This window comes from Thiocapsa imhoffii, assembly GCF_016583985.1.
In the GTDB taxonomy this organism is placed as follows: domain Bacteria; phylum Pseudomonadota; class Gammaproteobacteria; order Chromatiales; family Chromatiaceae; genus Thiocapsa; species Thiocapsa imhoffii.
The window spans coordinates 174,173-188,715 of the sequence record NZ_NRSD01000001.1; the positions used below are offsets into that span (position 1 = coordinate 174,173).

The 14,543-nt window shown below is 61.5% G+C and carries 17 protein-coding genes, 1 tRNA gene and 1 pseudogene; 9 read left to right on the forward strand and 10 right to left on the reverse strand.

Going from position 1 to position 14,543, the window contains the following annotated elements; genetic code table 11:
* The 5 genes from CKO25_RS00755 to gatC form a co-directional block, all read right to left on the reverse strand.
* Positions 1–924, reverse strand: a complete 924-nt coding sequence (locus tag CKO25_RS00755; RefSeq protein WP_200385997.1) for a DMT family transporter — start codon at positions 922–924, stop codon at positions 1–3.
* A gap of 25 nt (positions 925–949) precedes the next feature.
* The gene (locus CKO25_RS00760; protein WP_200385998.1) at positions 950–1,210 is read right to left on the reverse strand and encodes a sodium:solute symporter family transporter; all 261 of its coding nucleotides are present in this window, start codon (positions 1,208–1,210) and stop codon (positions 950–952) included.
* A 95-nt stretch (positions 1,211–1,305) separates the two neighbouring features.
* On the reverse strand, positions 1,306–2,751 hold the full coding sequence (gene gatB / locus CKO25_RS00765; RefSeq protein ID WP_200385999.1) for an Asp-tRNA(Asn)/Glu-tRNA(Gln) amidotransferase subunit GatB: 1,446 nt from the start codon (positions 2,749–2,751) through the stop codon (positions 1,306–1,308).
* A gap of 87 nt (positions 2,752–2,838) precedes the next feature.
* The gene (gatA, locus tag CKO25_RS00770) at positions 2,839–4,293 is read right to left on the reverse strand and encodes an Asp-tRNA(Asn)/Glu-tRNA(Gln) amidotransferase subunit GatA (protein WP_200386000.1); all 1,455 of its coding nucleotides are present in this window, start codon (positions 4,291–4,293) and stop codon (positions 2,839–2,841) included.
* Entirely contained in the window at positions 4,293–4,580 is a 288-nt protein-coding gene (gene gatC, locus CKO25_RS00775; protein WP_200386001.1) for an Asp-tRNA(Asn)/Glu-tRNA(Gln) amidotransferase subunit GatC, read from the reverse strand. The genes gatA and gatC overlap by 1 nt, the downstream gene beginning before the upstream one ends.
* 278 nt (positions 4,581–4,858) lie before the next feature.
* Between gatC and CKO25_RS00780 the strand changes: the two genes are divergently transcribed.
* The 8 genes from CKO25_RS00780 (at position 4,859) to CKO25_RS00815 (ending at position 8,503) form a co-directional block, all read left to right on the forward strand.
* A tRNA-Phe gene (locus CKO25_RS00780) sits at positions 4,859–4,934 on the forward strand.
* Positions 4,935–5,297: 363 nt separating this feature from the next.
* The gene (locus tag CKO25_RS00785; protein WP_200386002.1) at positions 5,298–5,573 is read left to right on the forward strand and encodes a hypothetical protein; all 276 of its coding nucleotides are present in this window, start codon (positions 5,298–5,300) and stop codon (positions 5,571–5,573) included.
* Positions 5,574–5,989: 416 nt separating this feature from the next.
* Positions 5,990–6,553 carry a restriction endonuclease subunit S domain-containing protein gene (locus tag CKO25_RS00790; RefSeq protein ID WP_200386003.1) on the forward strand — a complete coding sequence of 188 codons (564 nt, stop codon included), beginning with the start codon at positions 5,990–5,992 and terminating at the stop codon, positions 6,551–6,553.
* A gap of 32 nt (positions 6,554–6,585) precedes the next feature.
* Positions 6,586–7,008: a restriction endonuclease subunit S domain-containing protein gene (locus CKO25_RS00795; protein ID WP_200386004.1), complete on the forward strand. Its 423-nt coding sequence runs from the start codon at positions 6,586–6,588 to the stop codon at positions 7,006–7,008.
* A gap of 92 nt (positions 7,009–7,100) precedes the next feature.
* Positions 7,101–7,379: a UPF0175 family protein gene (locus tag CKO25_RS00800; RefSeq protein WP_200386005.1), complete on the forward strand. Its 279-nt coding sequence runs from the start codon at positions 7,101–7,103 to the stop codon at positions 7,377–7,379.
* Positions 7,363–7,842 (forward strand): PIN domain-containing protein, encoded by a 480-nt coding sequence (locus tag CKO25_RS00805; RefSeq protein WP_200386006.1) that lies wholly within the window; start codon positions 7,363–7,365, stop codon positions 7,840–7,842. The genes CKO25_RS00800 and CKO25_RS00805 overlap by 17 nt, the downstream gene beginning before the upstream one ends.
* A gap of 184 nt (positions 7,843–8,026) precedes the next feature.
* Positions 8,027–8,221: a UPF0175 family protein gene (locus tag CKO25_RS00810; protein WP_338115036.1), complete on the forward strand. Its 195-nt coding sequence runs from the start codon at positions 8,027–8,029 to the stop codon at positions 8,219–8,221.
* Positions 8,222–8,260: 39 nt separating this feature from the next.
* The gene (locus tag CKO25_RS00815) at positions 8,261–8,503 is read left to right on the forward strand and encodes an AbrB/MazE/SpoVT family DNA-binding domain-containing protein (protein ID WP_200386007.1); all 243 of its coding nucleotides are present in this window, start codon (positions 8,261–8,263) and stop codon (positions 8,501–8,503) included.
* 251 nt (positions 8,504–8,754) lie between these two features.
* On the opposite strand, the gene CKO25_RS00820 is transcribed toward CKO25_RS00815, so the two are convergent.
* The 3 genes from CKO25_RS00820 to CKO25_RS00830 are packed head-to-tail and all read right to left on the reverse strand — an operon-like array spanning position 8,755 to position 9,565.
* A complete protein-coding gene (locus CKO25_RS00820; protein ID WP_200386312.1) occupies positions 8,755–8,946 on the reverse strand; it encodes a type II toxin-antitoxin system mRNA interferase toxin, RelE/StbE family in 192 nt (63 codons plus the stop codon).
* 57 nt (positions 8,947–9,003) lie between these two features.
* Positions 9,004–9,231, reverse strand: a complete 228-nt coding sequence (gene relB, locus CKO25_RS00825; RefSeq protein WP_200386008.1) for a type II toxin-antitoxin system RelB family antitoxin — start codon at positions 9,229–9,231, stop codon at positions 9,004–9,006.
* Positions 9,212–9,565: a hypothetical protein gene (locus CKO25_RS00830; protein WP_200386009.1), complete on the reverse strand. Its 354-nt coding sequence runs from the start codon at positions 9,563–9,565 to the stop codon at positions 9,212–9,214. The genes relB and CKO25_RS00830 overlap by 20 nt, the downstream gene beginning before the upstream one ends.
* 534 nt (positions 9,566–10,099) lie before the next feature.
* Here CKO25_RS00830 and CKO25_RS00835 point away from each other — a divergent pair.
* On the forward strand, positions 10,100–12,046 hold the full coding sequence (locus tag CKO25_RS00835; RefSeq protein ID WP_200386010.1) for a GmrSD restriction endonuclease domain-containing protein: 1,947 nt from the start codon (positions 10,100–10,102) through the stop codon (positions 12,044–12,046).
* Positions 12,047–12,821: 775 nt separating this feature from the next.
* Here the strand turns inward: CKO25_RS00835 and darG are convergent.
* Both darG and CKO25_RS20955 read right to left on the reverse strand, forming a co-directional pair.
* Positions 12,822–13,883: a type II toxin-antitoxin system antitoxin DNA ADP-ribosyl glycohydrolase DarG gene (gene darG / locus CKO25_RS00840; RefSeq protein WP_200386011.1), complete on the reverse strand. Its 1,062-nt coding sequence runs from the start codon at positions 13,881–13,883 to the stop codon at positions 12,822–12,824.
* Positions 13,880–14,293: pseudogene (locus CKO25_RS20955) on the reverse strand (DUF4433 domain-containing protein); the annotation flags it as partial. The pseudogene CKO25_RS20955 and the gene darG, both read right to left, overlap by 4 nt.
* Positions 14,294–14,543: the final 250 nt, after the last annotated feature.

The following is a 14,543-nucleotide window of genomic DNA, read 5'->3' on the forward strand; positions in this document are numbered from 1 at the left end:
CTATGTGCGCGAGCATGGTGGTCGAGCCTGACCAGAAGCGGTCGCCTCGCGCGCGAGGAGGCGCCGCTCCGCGCCGAGGCCATAGAGATTCCCGACCAGGATCAGTGCCGCCCCGGTCATGATCCAGGGGTCCAGCCCTTCGCCGTAGAAGAGCAGCCCCACGAGCGCGATCAGTGGCAGACGCAGGAAGTCCAGCGGCAGAACGAGTGTGGCGTCAGCATGCTGAAACGCCTTGGCGATGCCGAGATGCGCGCTGATGCCGGTCACCGCGGCGACGCCGAACCAGAGGGCATCGTCCCAGGACATGGGTTGCCACACCAGCAGGGCCGGTCCGAGACCGATCAGCAGTTGCATCACCAGCATCCAGAACAGGATGGTGAAGACTTGGTCGTGGCGCGTGAGCCCTTTGGTGGCGGTCAAGCTCACCGCGAACCCCATCGCCGCCGCCAGCCCGATCAGGATTCCGAGATCGAGGGGTTGCAGGCCGGGACGCGTCATGATCAGGACCCCGATCAGCCCCAGGATGAGCGCGGTGAGGCGACCGCGATGAAGACGCTCGCCGAGAAAGACGAGCGCCAGCAGGGCGGCCCAGACGGGTGCGGTGAACTCCAGCGCGAACACCATGGCGAGTGGCAGCATGCCGATCGCCGTGATCCAGCAGACCTGACCACCATAGTGAAAGAGGTTGCGCAACAGATGCAACGGCAACTGTTGCGTGCGATGGAAGCCGGGAGCCAACCAGAGCGCGAGCGGGATCAAGATGGGGAGTCCAAGCAGGGTGCGCACCCACAGGAATTGCACCGGCTCCATGCCCTGCAGTAACTCGCGCGCCGACACCGCCAAGAGTGCGAAGGAGATCAGGGCGACCCCCATCCATCCCGCCGCGCGCGGAAGATCCACCGAGGTGCGTGATGGCTCGGTCATCGAAAGGCCACGATCAAGGCCAGTATCAGGAGCCGCCATCATTCGCCACCGCGATGCCCCAGGTGTAGGCGGCACCCATGAGCCCGATCAGGGTCGTCGATGAGATGTTCGAGGCGAACAGCGAGAGCCCGACCGGGAGCCACCCCAGTCGGCGACCCGCTAGGAAGAGGTCATCGGCGCTGCGGATGCGGCGGGCGAGGTGGGCGCCGATCGCAAGGACGATCAGCAGATCGCCACCGATGATGGCGAGATCGAGTGGGGCGAGACGGGCGACGAAGGGATCCATGACAGGCGTGATCCGTGGGGCGCGTCGCGGTGGCGCGCGGGAACCGGGTGGGGTTCACCGGGCGCCGCGCGGGGCGCGCGATCGGTCCGAGCGGATTAGCGGGGTGCCAACTTCTCCAGCAGGAGACGGTTGACCTCTTGTGGGTTGGCCTTGCCTTGACTCGCCTTCATGGTCTGTCCGACGAAAAAGCCGAGCACCTTCTCCTTGCCGGCACGATACTGTTCGACCTGCTCGGGATTCGCCGTGATGATGCCGTCGATGATGGCCTCCAGCGCGCTGCTGTCGGTGATCTGACGCAAACCCCGATCCATGATGATGCTGTCGGCGTCGCCCTCGCCATGCCACATGGCCTCGAAGACCTGTTTGGCGAGCTTGCCCGAGATGGTGCCGTCCTGGATGCGATGAATCAGCCCCGCCAGCATCGCCGCGGAGACCGGGCTCTCGGTGATCTCCAACTCCGAGCGATTCAGCGCGGCACTGAGTTCGCCACTCACCCAGTTCGCGGCCAGCTTGGGTTCGCCGCTCGCCTGCGCCACCGCCTCGAAATACTGCGCCAACTCACGGGTCATGCTCAATTGGCTGGCATCGTATTCGGTCAGTCCGTACTGAACGTGGAAGCGCTCGCGCAAACTGTCCGGGAGTTCAGGCAGATCCGCGACCGCATCGACGATGAAGGCGACGTCCAACTCGACCGGCAGCAGGTCCGGGTCGGGGAAGTAGCGATAGTCGTTCGCCTCCTCCTTCGAACGCATGCTGCGCGTTTCATCGCGCTCGGCATCATAGAGGCGGGTCTCCTGCACCACGGTTCCGCCGCTCTCGAGGACGTCGATCTGTCGTTCGACCTCGAATTGGATCGCCCGCTCGAGGAAGCGGAATGAGTTGATGTTCTTGATTTCGGCGCGGGTACCAAAGGTCGTCTGACCCAGCGGGCGCACGGAGACGTTGGCATCGACCCGGAAGGACCCTTCCTGCATGTTGCCGTCGCTGATGCCGATCCAGCGCACCAACTGATGGATCTTGCGCGCATAGGCCACCGCCTCCTGCGCCGAGCGCAGGTCGGGCTCGGACACGATCTCGAGTAGCGGCGTTCCGGCGCGATTGAGATCGATCCCGGTGTAGCCGCCGCCGCGCAAGGATGCATCATGCAGAGACTTGCCCGCGTCCTCCTCGAGATGGGCCCGGGTCACGCCAACCGACTTCAGGGTCCCATCGTCGAGGACGATCTCGACCCACCCCTCGCCGACGATCGGTAACTCGTATTGACTGATTTGGTAGCCCTTGGGCAGATCCGGGTAGAAGTAGTTCTTGCGCGCGAATACCGAACGCGGGGCGATGGTCGCCCCGATCGCCTTGCCGAACCGTACCGCCAGCCGCACGGCCTCCTGATTCAGCACGGGCAAGACGCCGGGCAGGCCCAGGTCGATCGCGCACGCCTGGGTGTTGGGCGCGGCGCCGAAGCGGGTCGCGGCGCCCGAGAAGATCTTCGACTGGGTCGCGAGTTGGGTGTGGATCTCGAGACCAATCACGGTTTCCCATTGCATGCTACGTCACCTCTGTCGCGCGCCGGTTCGCACCGGGCGCCCTGATCGTCTGATCCGCGTGCCACGCCGGGTTGCGCGGCGCGACCTTCATTCGAAGCCCGTCGGTGCCTGTTGATGCCAATGCGTGACATGCTGGTAGCGATGCGCGACATTGAGCAGCCGGGCCTCCTGGAAGGCGTTGCCGATGATCTGTAAGCCGACCGGGAGCCCGGCGACCGGCGCGATCGGAATCGAGATCCCCGGCAGACCGGCCAGATTGGTTGCGATCGTGTAGATGTCGTTCAGATACATGGCCACCGGGTCATCCGTCTTGGCCCCGAGCGGGAAGGCGGTGGTGGGCGTGGTCGGACCCATGATGACATCGACCTGTTCGAAGGCGCGGGCGAAATCCCCCGCGATCAGTTGGCGGATGCGTTGGGCCTTCAAATAATAGGCATCGTAGTAACCCGCCGAGAGCACATAGGTCCCGATCATGATGCGACGCTGGACTTCCGTGCCGAAGCCCTCGGCGCGGCTGCGCTGGTAGAGGTCCTCGAGGTCGCGCGGCTCGGCGCAGCGATGCCCATAGCGCACGCCATCGAAGCGCGCGAGATTCGACGAACACTCGGCGGGTGCGACCACATAGTAGACCGGCACCGAGAGCGGGCTGTTGGGCAGACTGATCTCCTGCACCGTGGCGCCGAGACGCTCGTACTCCTTGATCGCATCCTGCACGGACGCGGCCACCCGGTCGTCGAGACCCGCGCCGAAGTACTCCTTTGGCAAGCCGATGCGCAGCCCCGCGATCTCATCATCGAGCGCGTCGACATAGTCCGGAACCTCCACATCCGCGCTCGTGGAGTCGCGCGGATCGAAGCCGGCCATCTCATCGAGCAGACAGGCCGCATCCGCCGCCGAGCGGGCCAGCACCCCGGCCTGATCGAGCGAGGAGGCGAAGGCGATCATCCCCCAGCGGGAGCACCGGCCATAGGTCGGCTTCAAGCCAGTGATGCCGCAGAGCGCGGCGGGTTGGCGGATCGAACCCCCCGTGTCGGTGCCGGTTGCCGCCGCGCACAGCCGCGCGGCGACCGCCGCGGCCGATCCCCCCGAGGAGCCGCCCGGAACGCGCGCCGCATCCCACGGGTTCTTCACGGGGCCATAGAAGCTCGTTTCGTTCGACGAGCCCATCGCGAATTCATCCATGTTGGTCTTGCCCAACACGATCGCACCGGCCGCGGCGAGCCGCTCGACCACCGTGGCATCGTAGGGCGCGACAAAGTTGTCGAGCATGCGCGACCCGCAGCTCGTCTTGAGCCCCTTGGTGCAAAAGATGTCCTTGTGAGCAATCGGGATTCCCGCCAAGGGTCCGGCGACACCCCGGGCGATGGCCTGATCGGCGCGCGCGGCGGCGGCCAGCGCCGATTCGCGCGCAACGCTGATGAAGCTATTCAAGCGTGGATCCAGGCGCGCGATGCGCTCCAGATAATGCTGGGTGAGTTCGACGCTGGAGTAGGTGCGCAGCCGCAACTCCGCCGCCATTTGCGCAATGGATTTGTTCTGCATCAGTCGATGACCTTCGGCACCAGATAGAGTCCATCCTCGGTCAAGGGGGCGTTCTCCTGGAACAATTCGCGCTGGTCCTGCTCGGTGACCCGGTCGGCACGCAGGCGCTGGCTCATGTGCAGCGGATGGGCCATCGGTTCGACACCCTTGGTCTCGACGGCATCCATCTGCGCGACCAGGTCGAGAATCCTCGACAGGTCCTCGGCATAGTGCTCGACGGCTTCGGGTGCAATCGCGAGCCGAGCCAAATGGGCGATCTTCTCAACGTCTGAGGCATCCAAGGACATGACCGATCCAGCTTGGGTTGACAAGCCGCGCAACATAGCACAGGCGCGCGCGGCGCGGAATGTGTGGGTTCCTGAAGGTCGGCGAGCGCATGAGTCGCGTGGCCGCATCAGCGCGCGAGAGGCAGGGCCAACAGGGATTCGATGCGGATGGTCCGACCTGCGAGGCCGCGTCGCGAACTATCCCCGCTCCCGCCCCTTTCGAGGCGTTCGGTCTTGACGTCCACACAACTTACGGATTTAATAAGCGGCCTGTCAGCCCTCGGGCTAACAGCGCTTAAGCCCAGGTAGCTCAGTTGGTAGAGCAGAGGACTGAAAATCCTCGTGTCGGTGGTTCGATTCCGCCCCTGGGCACCATCAAAACAAATAGTTAGCTCAGCCCACCCTGCCGTCCTCAAATTTGGGTCCTTTCCACTGCAGGATCCGCCCGCATCAAGCACCGGCCATTGGCCCCAGCCCGCTTGCGAGCACGGTGGGTCAAGCCGCCCCATATCTGCAGATTTCGCGGTACTATCACACCGCGACCGACCGAGACGGACTCGCGTTCCCCGAGCCAGCCATGCAGCGATGTGATGGAAGGGCTCACACCCGATGAACCCGATGACCCGCACCAGCGGAAAGCTCCGGATCCGGCACTTGAAGTACCCCGTGTCGGGACCTCGGTCAATCCGCGGCGGGTGACTCTGGACCGACTACCTCACGAGCCTGCGCGGCCAGCTGGTGTATGTGGAGACGCTGGGTTCGGCTGCAGCCTGGGTGGATCGGGGCGGGGCCGAGGCGCTGGACGCCCTCGCCGGCGACCTGCTGGCGCTCACCTACTTCGACGCCCGCCACGCTTTGCCGCTGCCCCTCTGGTACGCTCAGTCCGGGGTGGAGATCGTCAAGCGCAAGGAGCGCGGACGCGGGATCCTGGAGTTCTACAAGGCCGAGGCCCTACGCGCCATGCGCGAGGAGCAGGTCGATCAGGCCTGGCTCGCTGGCTGGGAGGAAGAGTAATGAGAACCCACACCAACTGGGTCGACGTTTCTGCCCTGGAAGGTCGTCTAGACAGCCGCTATGACTCTGCGACAGCCACTGCTTCGCGTGCGCGAGTTAGGAGCTACGGAGCGACCAAAAGACTCGGAAACCTCTGCAAACAGCTCGACTGCGGCCCGTTTGGATCGGCCCTCACCGAGGACGAGCATGACCGAGCGGGCGATGTCGTTCTAGTCCAGCCCACCGACATCACCTCGCCACTATTCACATCAGCGCCCGGCTGGCGCATATCTCGCGCGACGCAACAAGCGAAGTCTCTCAAACCGTACCCCGCCTCGACACTATTATTCGCACGAGTCGGGATCTATCCTCACACGGGCGTTCTTCCAAGTCACCTTGCGGGCTCGACGATCAGTTCGAAAATAATTGCGGCGGTTGTGAACGAGGAGAAGGTCGATCCCTACTTCCTGCACTCATTTCTCCGCAGCCAGCTTGGTCAGACCATTCTTATATCCATGCAGAAGGTCACAGCGCAGCCTACGCTTGGCACATCAGACCTGGCTCTGCTGGAGGTACCTTATCCCGACCCGGTCATCCAGCGCGCCATCGGCAACAAGGTCCGCAAGGCGGAGCGGCTGCGAGAAACGGGAGAACGAGCCCTTCGCCGTGCAGAGTCCACGATAGATGGATTGAAAGGGACATTCTCACGTTCGAAGCAGCGCACGTCCTGGCTAGACAGCGATGGCCTCCAGTTTGCGCGGTTGGACGCCGAATTCTACCAACCTCATTTCCTTGCCGCTGATGCGTGGATCGAGTCGCATCCGACGGAGTCACTCGCCAGCCTAATGCTTTCGGGTTCTTATGGTGTTCTTCCCGACAGCGCGGACTACGGTCCGGCGACCTGCGCTTCCTTCGGGCCATCGACATTAGGCATCTCTACGTTGAGGAGGAGAACGCCCTTCGAGTTCCACGGTCCTACGCCGACGCGAAGGGCATTGTGAGGACTGGTGATGTTCTATTGGAGGTGAAAGGGATGATCGCAGGCGGTGCAGTTTGCCCGGAGGAGGCTGATGGCTACCTGGTCAATGGCAGTGTCTTCCGCATTCGCCCTAAGCCGGAGATCGACCCGCACTTTCTAGCAGCGGTGCTTGTTGGACCAATCGGCGCTGTGCAAAAGAAGCGCGCTGCTTCCAACAGCGTTATTAGCTACGTCAGTCTCGACTTCGTGCGGGCACTGCAAATTCCTCGCTTCGGTGAAGAGACAGAAACTGGCATCGGCAACGACGTGCGTCGCTTTGATGCGAACCGACGGGAATCTCGCGGTCTGATCAGCGCGGCTCGCGCGGGCGTCGAGTCCCTCATCGACGGCACCCTAGACGAACCCGCCCTTCTCGCAGAGGGCGAGGCCATCGAGCAGTGGCTCTCGGAAAACCCGAGTCCGCACCCAACGGAGTAGCCATGACCACACGCGCTACCATCGACGACCTTGCCGTGAGCGTCCTGGTAACCTGATGATCCATTTCGATCAAGACAATAAGAGTACATACCATGCAAGTCATTCTCGATATACCCGATCGTTATCTTCTCGATACGACTACAGACGAATTGGCTGCACGCTTCAAGTTATATACCGCGCTGCTGATGTTTCAAATCGGGCAGTTATCCGCAGGCGGTGCCTGCGAATTTGCCGAGGTCGACCGCTACACCTTTCTGGCGGCCTGTCGGCGGCATCGCATCGATGTCATCGATTATGACGAGGATGAACTGGACGCCGATCTCGAGCATTTGAAAGACACGCGGCCTGCTGCTCATGCTGATTATCGCTGACAGTTCCGCCCTGGTTGCGCTGGTCGTTTGCGATGCTTTGCATCTGCTTGAGCAACTTTTTGATGACGTAAGCGTGCCGCAGGCGGTGTTCGACGAAGTGACGGTGGAAGGCAAGCCTGCGGCCGAGACGTTGCGGGGCTATCTTTCCGACAAAGTTCGTACCATTGACATAACGGACTTTGTAATTGCTGCCGAGGGACTCGGGCAGGGAGAGCTCGAGGCCATGGCACTGTATAAACATCTCCATGCCGATTACCTGCTCGTCGATGATAAACGCGCACGAAAAGTAGCACGTTACAATCAGATCGCAATTACCGGTAGTCAGGGCATCCTTTTGCTCGCCAAACACGCAGGAATCATTGAGCGTGTCGCACCATTTATCGCTCGCTTGCACGCTTCGGATATTCGCATCAGCGATCGTCTCACTCAACGAATGCTGGAACTGGCGGGGGAGAATGGATAAGAACCACCGGCGGCCCGTCTACCGGAGTCATCGACCATGACCACCGCCACCGACGACCTGGGCAAGCTCATCGGCAACACCGGCAGCCCGACCAACCTGCGCGTGGCCCTGCGCGGCTCCTTCTCCGCCCGCCGCGGCGAGTTCGTGCGCGTGCTCCACAGCGCGCGAGGTCATCGCCGCCGAGGTGCAATGGTATGCCCAGGAGGTCGTCTCCCAGGGCAAGGCAGCCGAACTCGCCGGGCTGAGCCGGGTGGAGTTCCTCGAGGAGTTGCCCTCCGCCGCGTTCCCGCCTGCCAGGTCACCCCCGACGAGTTGGCGGGCGAGATCCATGGCCTCTAGCCGCAGAGTCGTCCCGCAACCTTGCCGCTCCTTAGAGTGAGAATCATGCAAGGGTCATCAAGAATGTCAGGAGTCCTCGATGCAAGCCACCATCACCAGCAAAGGTCAGATCACCTTACCCAAGGCCCTGCGTGAGCAGCTGCACCTGGCCCCCGGGGACCGTGTGGAGCTCATCCTAGAGGAGAACAACGTCCTTCGCTTGGTGCCGCGGACCACGTCGGTGGTGCGCCTGAAGGGGATGCTCCCCAAGCCGGCGCGCCCGATCTCACTGGAGGAGATGTCTGAGGCCATCGCCCTGGGGGATGCGGGGACAGAGCCGTGACTGGCCCCATGATCGGATTGTCGAGATGGAGTACCACAGCGACCGGCTCCACTCGTCCCTGGGGTACATCACCCCACAGCAACATTTTTTAGCGGTTGCTGCTTAATCCGTGTCCGCTGCGACTTGACCAGAACACGGACTTCCGGAGGAGGCAAAGCCAGGGCGTGAAGGTTGACGCCGTTTCGGTTGGCCGAACTAGGCTTCTTCGGTACCGTCTATCTAGCGTCGCGCAGGCCAAGATGGCGCCCGGCTCATCGGTAAATCTCGCGCCGATGCCCGATCTCCAACACCAGGACCATACATCGGCCGTCTTCGATGCGACAGATCAACCGGTAATCGCCGACGCGGTAACGCCACAGCCCGGCCAAGGGCCCGCTCAATGGCCGACCGAGGTGTCGCGGGTCGGCTTCAGTCTCCAGGCGTTCGGACAGGAAGCGTCGAATTGGGTGCGTGCCGCCCGGTCCAGCCCGGCGAGGGTGCGGACCGCTCGCGGTGCGACTTCAACGCGCCAGGTCACGGTCGAGGTACGCGTCCAGCTCGTCCAATGTCAACGGCTTGCCCCCGCTCTCGATCTCGCGCAGGGATTCCTCGGCCGCGCGAATGTCCTCCACATCCTCCAGGTACGCCGCCACCGCTTCACGGAGAAGGTCGGTCTCCGGGCGTCCGGTCAGCGTTGCCAGGGCGTGCAGACGCGCCATCGTGGCCGGGTCAAGGCAAGCGTTGTGCATGGCGTGGCTCCTGGTTGATTGACGTGATCTTCACGTCGTGGTCCTCATGCACGGGACCGCGAGGCAGGGAGGCCGGTTGCTCGGCAGGCGCGTCGGTGCCCGAGTACAGGGTGACGACGTCGCCCTTGTTACCCTGCGCGAGCCCCTCCAATGCGTCGGAGATACGTTGAAGGTGCGGAGCAAGGTCGTTGGCGTCGAAGTTGATATAGCCGTCGTGGGCATCGCGCTGATTGACGACATGGCCGGTCAAGCGATGGACGGCCGATGTCGGCACGCTGATTGACTCGCCTTCGGTAGCGACATGGCCTCGCTGATCCGCCAGCCCGATTGACATCCTCGCCGTCGGCACTGGTCGGCGCGACCAGCTTGCGGTCTCGGTGCCACACTTTTCCTGGGTCCTTTCAGGGTCTTTTTAGGACCAGAAATACCCGCTGAGGACAGGATAGGACACGGGGACTAAAAAAACGATAAATCCTTTAAAATCTGCATCCATGAAAGGACCTTTGGGTCTCTCCGGGGCCTTTCAGGCCGGGCGGAACAGAGACTGAAAATCCTCGTGTCGGTGGTTCGATTCCGCCCCTGTGAGCATCAAAAAAAGCAGTTACACTAGCATCAACACGTCTCATTTCGGATCAAATCGCCGCTTTCGTGCCCCTTAATGGCTCCTCGATCGGTGCGGTTCGGATCCAAGATGCAAAGTTGAACGACCGCAACAACTCAACCCAACAACATCAGACATACAGCCATACAGCCATACAGCCATACAGCCATACAGCCATACAGCCATACAGCCATACAGCCATACCATCCCCTCTTCAAACAGCGCAAAATGGAGTGATCGCTGACTGAGCGGCTCCGAGGAGCTGGTATGAAGATTTCCACCATCCTTGACCATATCGACAGTGGCCACATGGCCTTGCCTGAGTTTCAACGCGGCTACGTTTGGAATCGCGACCAGGTTCGCGGGCTGTTCGACTCGCTCTACCGTCGTCACCCGGTTGGTGGGCTGCTGGTCTGGGCAACAGAGTCCAAGACCGCCGCGCATCGTGGCGATGGACCGTTGGCTGCCGGCGTGGTGAAGCTTCTGCTCGATGGTCAGCAGCGAATGACCTCGCTTTACGGCGTGGTGCGCGGCAAGCCGCCCAAATTCTTCGATGGCAACGCCCAGACCTTCACAGGCTTGCGGTTCCATCTGGAGAACGAGACCTTCGCCTTTTATCAGCCCGTGAAGATGCAGGACGATCCGCTCTGGATCGACGTGACCGAGTTGATGCAGAAAGGAACGGCCGGGCTGGGGCAGTTCATGGTCCGTTTGAACGCGCAGCCGGAGTTGGCGGCTAAGTTTGGTGATTATGTGGGGCGGCTGACTCGTCTGGTCAGTGTGACCGACATCGACCTGCATGCCGAGGAGGTGACCGGCGCCGACAAGTCACTCGACGTGGTGGTCGACATCTTCAATCGCGTCAACAGCGGCGGTACCAAACTCTCCAAGGGCGACCTAGCCCTGGCCAAGATCTGCGCCGACTGGCCCGAGGCGCGCGACACCATGAAGGCGAAGCTGAGTGAATGGGCAAAGTCCGATTATCGTTTCAGCCTCGACTGGCTTCTCCGCTCGGTCAACACGGTCCTCACGGGTGAAGCCAAGTTCCAATATCTGCATGAAAAGACGGCGGCAGAGGTCCAGGACGGTCTGAAGCGCGCGATCAAGCATATCGATACCAGCTTGAACTTGATCAGCGGGCGGCTGGGACTGGATCACGACCAAGTTTTTTTCGGTCGCTTCGGCGTGCCGGTCATGGTGCGCTACCTGGATCGACGCAGTGGGTCGATGGATGAGATCGAGCGCGACAAGCTGTTGTTCTGGTTCGTGCAAGCGGGCATGTGGGGGCGTTTTTCGGGCTCGACTGAATCCTTCATCGACCAGGATCTGGCGGCGTTGGAAGGCACGGATGGCGGTTTGGACAAGCTCTTGGAGCAATTGCGACTGTGGCACGGCGGGCTGCGCGTCGAGCCGGGCCATTTCACCGGCTGGAGCCTTGGGGCACGCTTCTATCCCGTGCTTTATTTGCTCACCCGGATGGGTCTCGCCCGCGACTGGGGCACCGGGCTGCCGCTCAAGTCGAGCTTGCTCGGCAAGATGAGCCGATTGGAGGTTCACCACATTTTTCCGAAGGCGCAGCTCTATAAGCGTGACTTCAAACGTCCGGAGGTCAATGCGCTGGGCAATTTCTGCTTCCTGACCAAGGACACCAACCTCGATATCCGTGACCAGCTGCCGGAGGTCTACTTCCCCGCAGTCGAGCAGGCGCACCCCGGCGCGCTGGCGTCGCAGTGGATTCCGGATGATCCCGAGTTGTGGAAGATCGCGAATTTCCGAGACTTCCTCGAAGCACGCAAGGCGCTGCTCGCCGCCGAGGTCAACCAGCGGATGGAAGAGCTACTGCACGGTGACACCGGCTGGTTGTCCGGTTCTTCGGTCATGGCATCCAAGCCCTCCAAGGTGCTTGGTGGGATTACCAGTGAGGAAGAAGAGACTCGACTCAATGAATTGAACAACTGGATGGAAACAATGGGACTACCGCGCGGCATGCTGCCCTATGACTTCGCGGACCCTGATACCGGAGAGCAGAAAGCCGTGCTCGATCTTGCCTGGCCGAGCGGCATTCAGGAAGAGCTGAGCCAGCCGGTCGCCTTGCTTCTTAATGAAACCGCCGACACCATCGCGATTGCGAGCCAAGCGGGTTTTCGTTGCTTTACCTGTATCACAGAGTTTCAGCGCTATGTGCACTCCGAGATACTGGCCGAGGGAACCTGAGAGTCTGTATAGAACGTAAGCATGGCAAGCCAGTACCAACACCATCAGTTCTTCCGGCGGGTGCCGATTGCCCTGCTGGCAATGTGCCCAGCATTGGGCATGGCTTACCTCCGGTCGCCCGGCGGCGAAGCGTTCGTAAGCGATATACCCATTCCAGCACCGCCTGCGCCCGCTTGATGGAGTCGCCTTAGCTGACGCCGAAGACCAGATCGAGGCGGTGGGTGTCGGAGGCGGTGACTACTGTCGTCACGCTATCAAGACAATTGAGTTGGAGCCTCGTTCTTGCCCCTGACGATGGCACCGAGCCGTTAGCCCCTGAAGCCGCCCCGGTGGCCTCTGAGCCAACGATAGCGGTGGGTGAAGCGCCCCGGACAGTTGTCGATGTGAAGCTCCAGGTGGATTCACGAACGTCTGCACGCGGGCAAGGCGATCGGCTGAGGTCTAAAGCGCGTCCAAAGCGAGATGCTCACTTTCGAGTGAGTTCGACGTTTGGTGCATTCACAGCCCTTAGCGGGGACGCGATTTTGAATGATATTTTTTAATATCTTCTCCTGCTTGAGACGGTGGCTACCACGCCATGCGCTGATCCCAGTCCCCAAGTGGCTCGACGTTGGATTCGGGCTGTTGGAGAAGGGTCGTTTCGCGAGCGTGGCCTGATGCAGGGCTACCCTGCGTCAGTAATGGCGGATGGCGTATCCGGTTCGCTGAGAGTTGCAGGCGGGCCTGTGAGCGACGGTTAGCGAATCAACGGTGTATGCCTGAAAACATCGTCCTTTCAAAGGGCGAGTCGATCAAGCGCCAAACCAATCAAACGATCATTAAAGAGGCGGCGCTTGCGCTCACCGGCATCCTCGCCCCCGGGCCAGGTATCCAGGCCCGCGATCACGCCCGGAAGCGATGGCTCGCAACCCTCGCGGCTCAGAAGCCAGTCTACGGTTGCCAAGAGCTCCATTCCGAGCGGCGACTGAAACCCGTCGATCAGGGCGACGGTCTCATCGAACGTCTCGCGATAAGGCGCCACCTCGGGGCCGGCAAGATAGGTGCTCACGTACTCCTTCCTGGCGTCGTCGAACCAGATCACATCAAGGGGGCCGGCATCCGCCAATCGCTTGTCGCAATGCAGATAACTGCCGTCGAGACCATCGAGCAGGTGGTGCAGTCGATGGGCATAAGGTCCATAGCGGTCTGCCTTGAAACGCAGGTCGAGCGGGTTGTCGAGCCCGTGACGCTCGATGGCGCGTTCCAGCAGCCAGGCTAGCTTCTGGATCTCCAGGAGCGAGCACTCGAACCCCAGGATCCAATAGCGCCTCACCAGCTCCGCAATCATCGCGCGGGCCGGGGTGAGCTTCTGAACACCCGTGCGTTTGGCGACATTCTGATACTTGCTCGTCGGTTCGAACACGACGACGCGAACCGACTCCAAGTCCTTGAGTGCGTGCTCGATGCGCGGCCTCACCTCGTGCCACTCAAGCTTGCCGTTGCCGGCACCCAAGGGTGGGAGGGCGACTGATTGCACATCGTTCGACTCGATGAACTCCCGCAGTTCTCGTAGACCCGACTCAATCCATTCCATCTTACTCGGGCGGCGCCAATGTTCTTTTGTCGCGAAGTTCACGATCCAAGTCGGACCGAGAAGATCGCTCTGCTTGGTCATAAACAGGGTTCCAGGCTTGAAGTCTCCGGTCTTGCAGTGGGCCATGTAGGCCCTGTTGTTCTCCGGATACTTCTCCTTAAACATCAATGCAATGCCCTTCCCCATCACACCAACCGTGTTAACGGTGTTCACGATCGCATCGACGTCCGCGTCCAACAGGTTGCCTTGGGTGAATTCGATCATCGGAAGTACCAGGTTGGCCGGCAGATGACTTTCAGATCCAGCCCCAGTGCGTTCACATCCGCCATCAAGCCATCCATCAGCGCCTCGGAGTGGCAGACGATTCCGAGCAAGCTATCCGCTGGCAGCCGAACATGGATCAGCGCCTCGGCCTGATAGCGCTCGAACTTATCCGGATCCTCCGGGTCGCGTTGGAAATCGCGGCGCTGGAGGATATCTCAGTCGACCCGGCCGAGGTCCGCCAGATCGTTGAAATACTCTGCGGCGGCAAGATAGGCGTGCCGGTTCGTGAAGACGAACCGCAACCCATCCTGCTCCGCACGACGCAGGCTGGACACCAGAATCACGATGTCGTCGTTCGCCACGCGCGGGATGCCGCCGTACCCAGTCTTGATGTTCAAGAGCATCGGGGAGAACGGGGTGAAATCGTCATCGACGTTGACTCAGCGGCTACCGAGCCTTCATATGTGCCACGGATATACTACGGGGAATCCGACCGACAGGGAACGTAAGCATGGCAAGCCAGTACCAACATCATCAGTTCTTCCGGCGGGTGCCGATTGCCCTGCTGGCCGAACGACCAAACCAGGATGGTGTGGGCTGGTATCTAATCTGAGCAGGACAGCGCAGCGCCGGGGCGTGCGAGCACGGCGGTCCCGAACA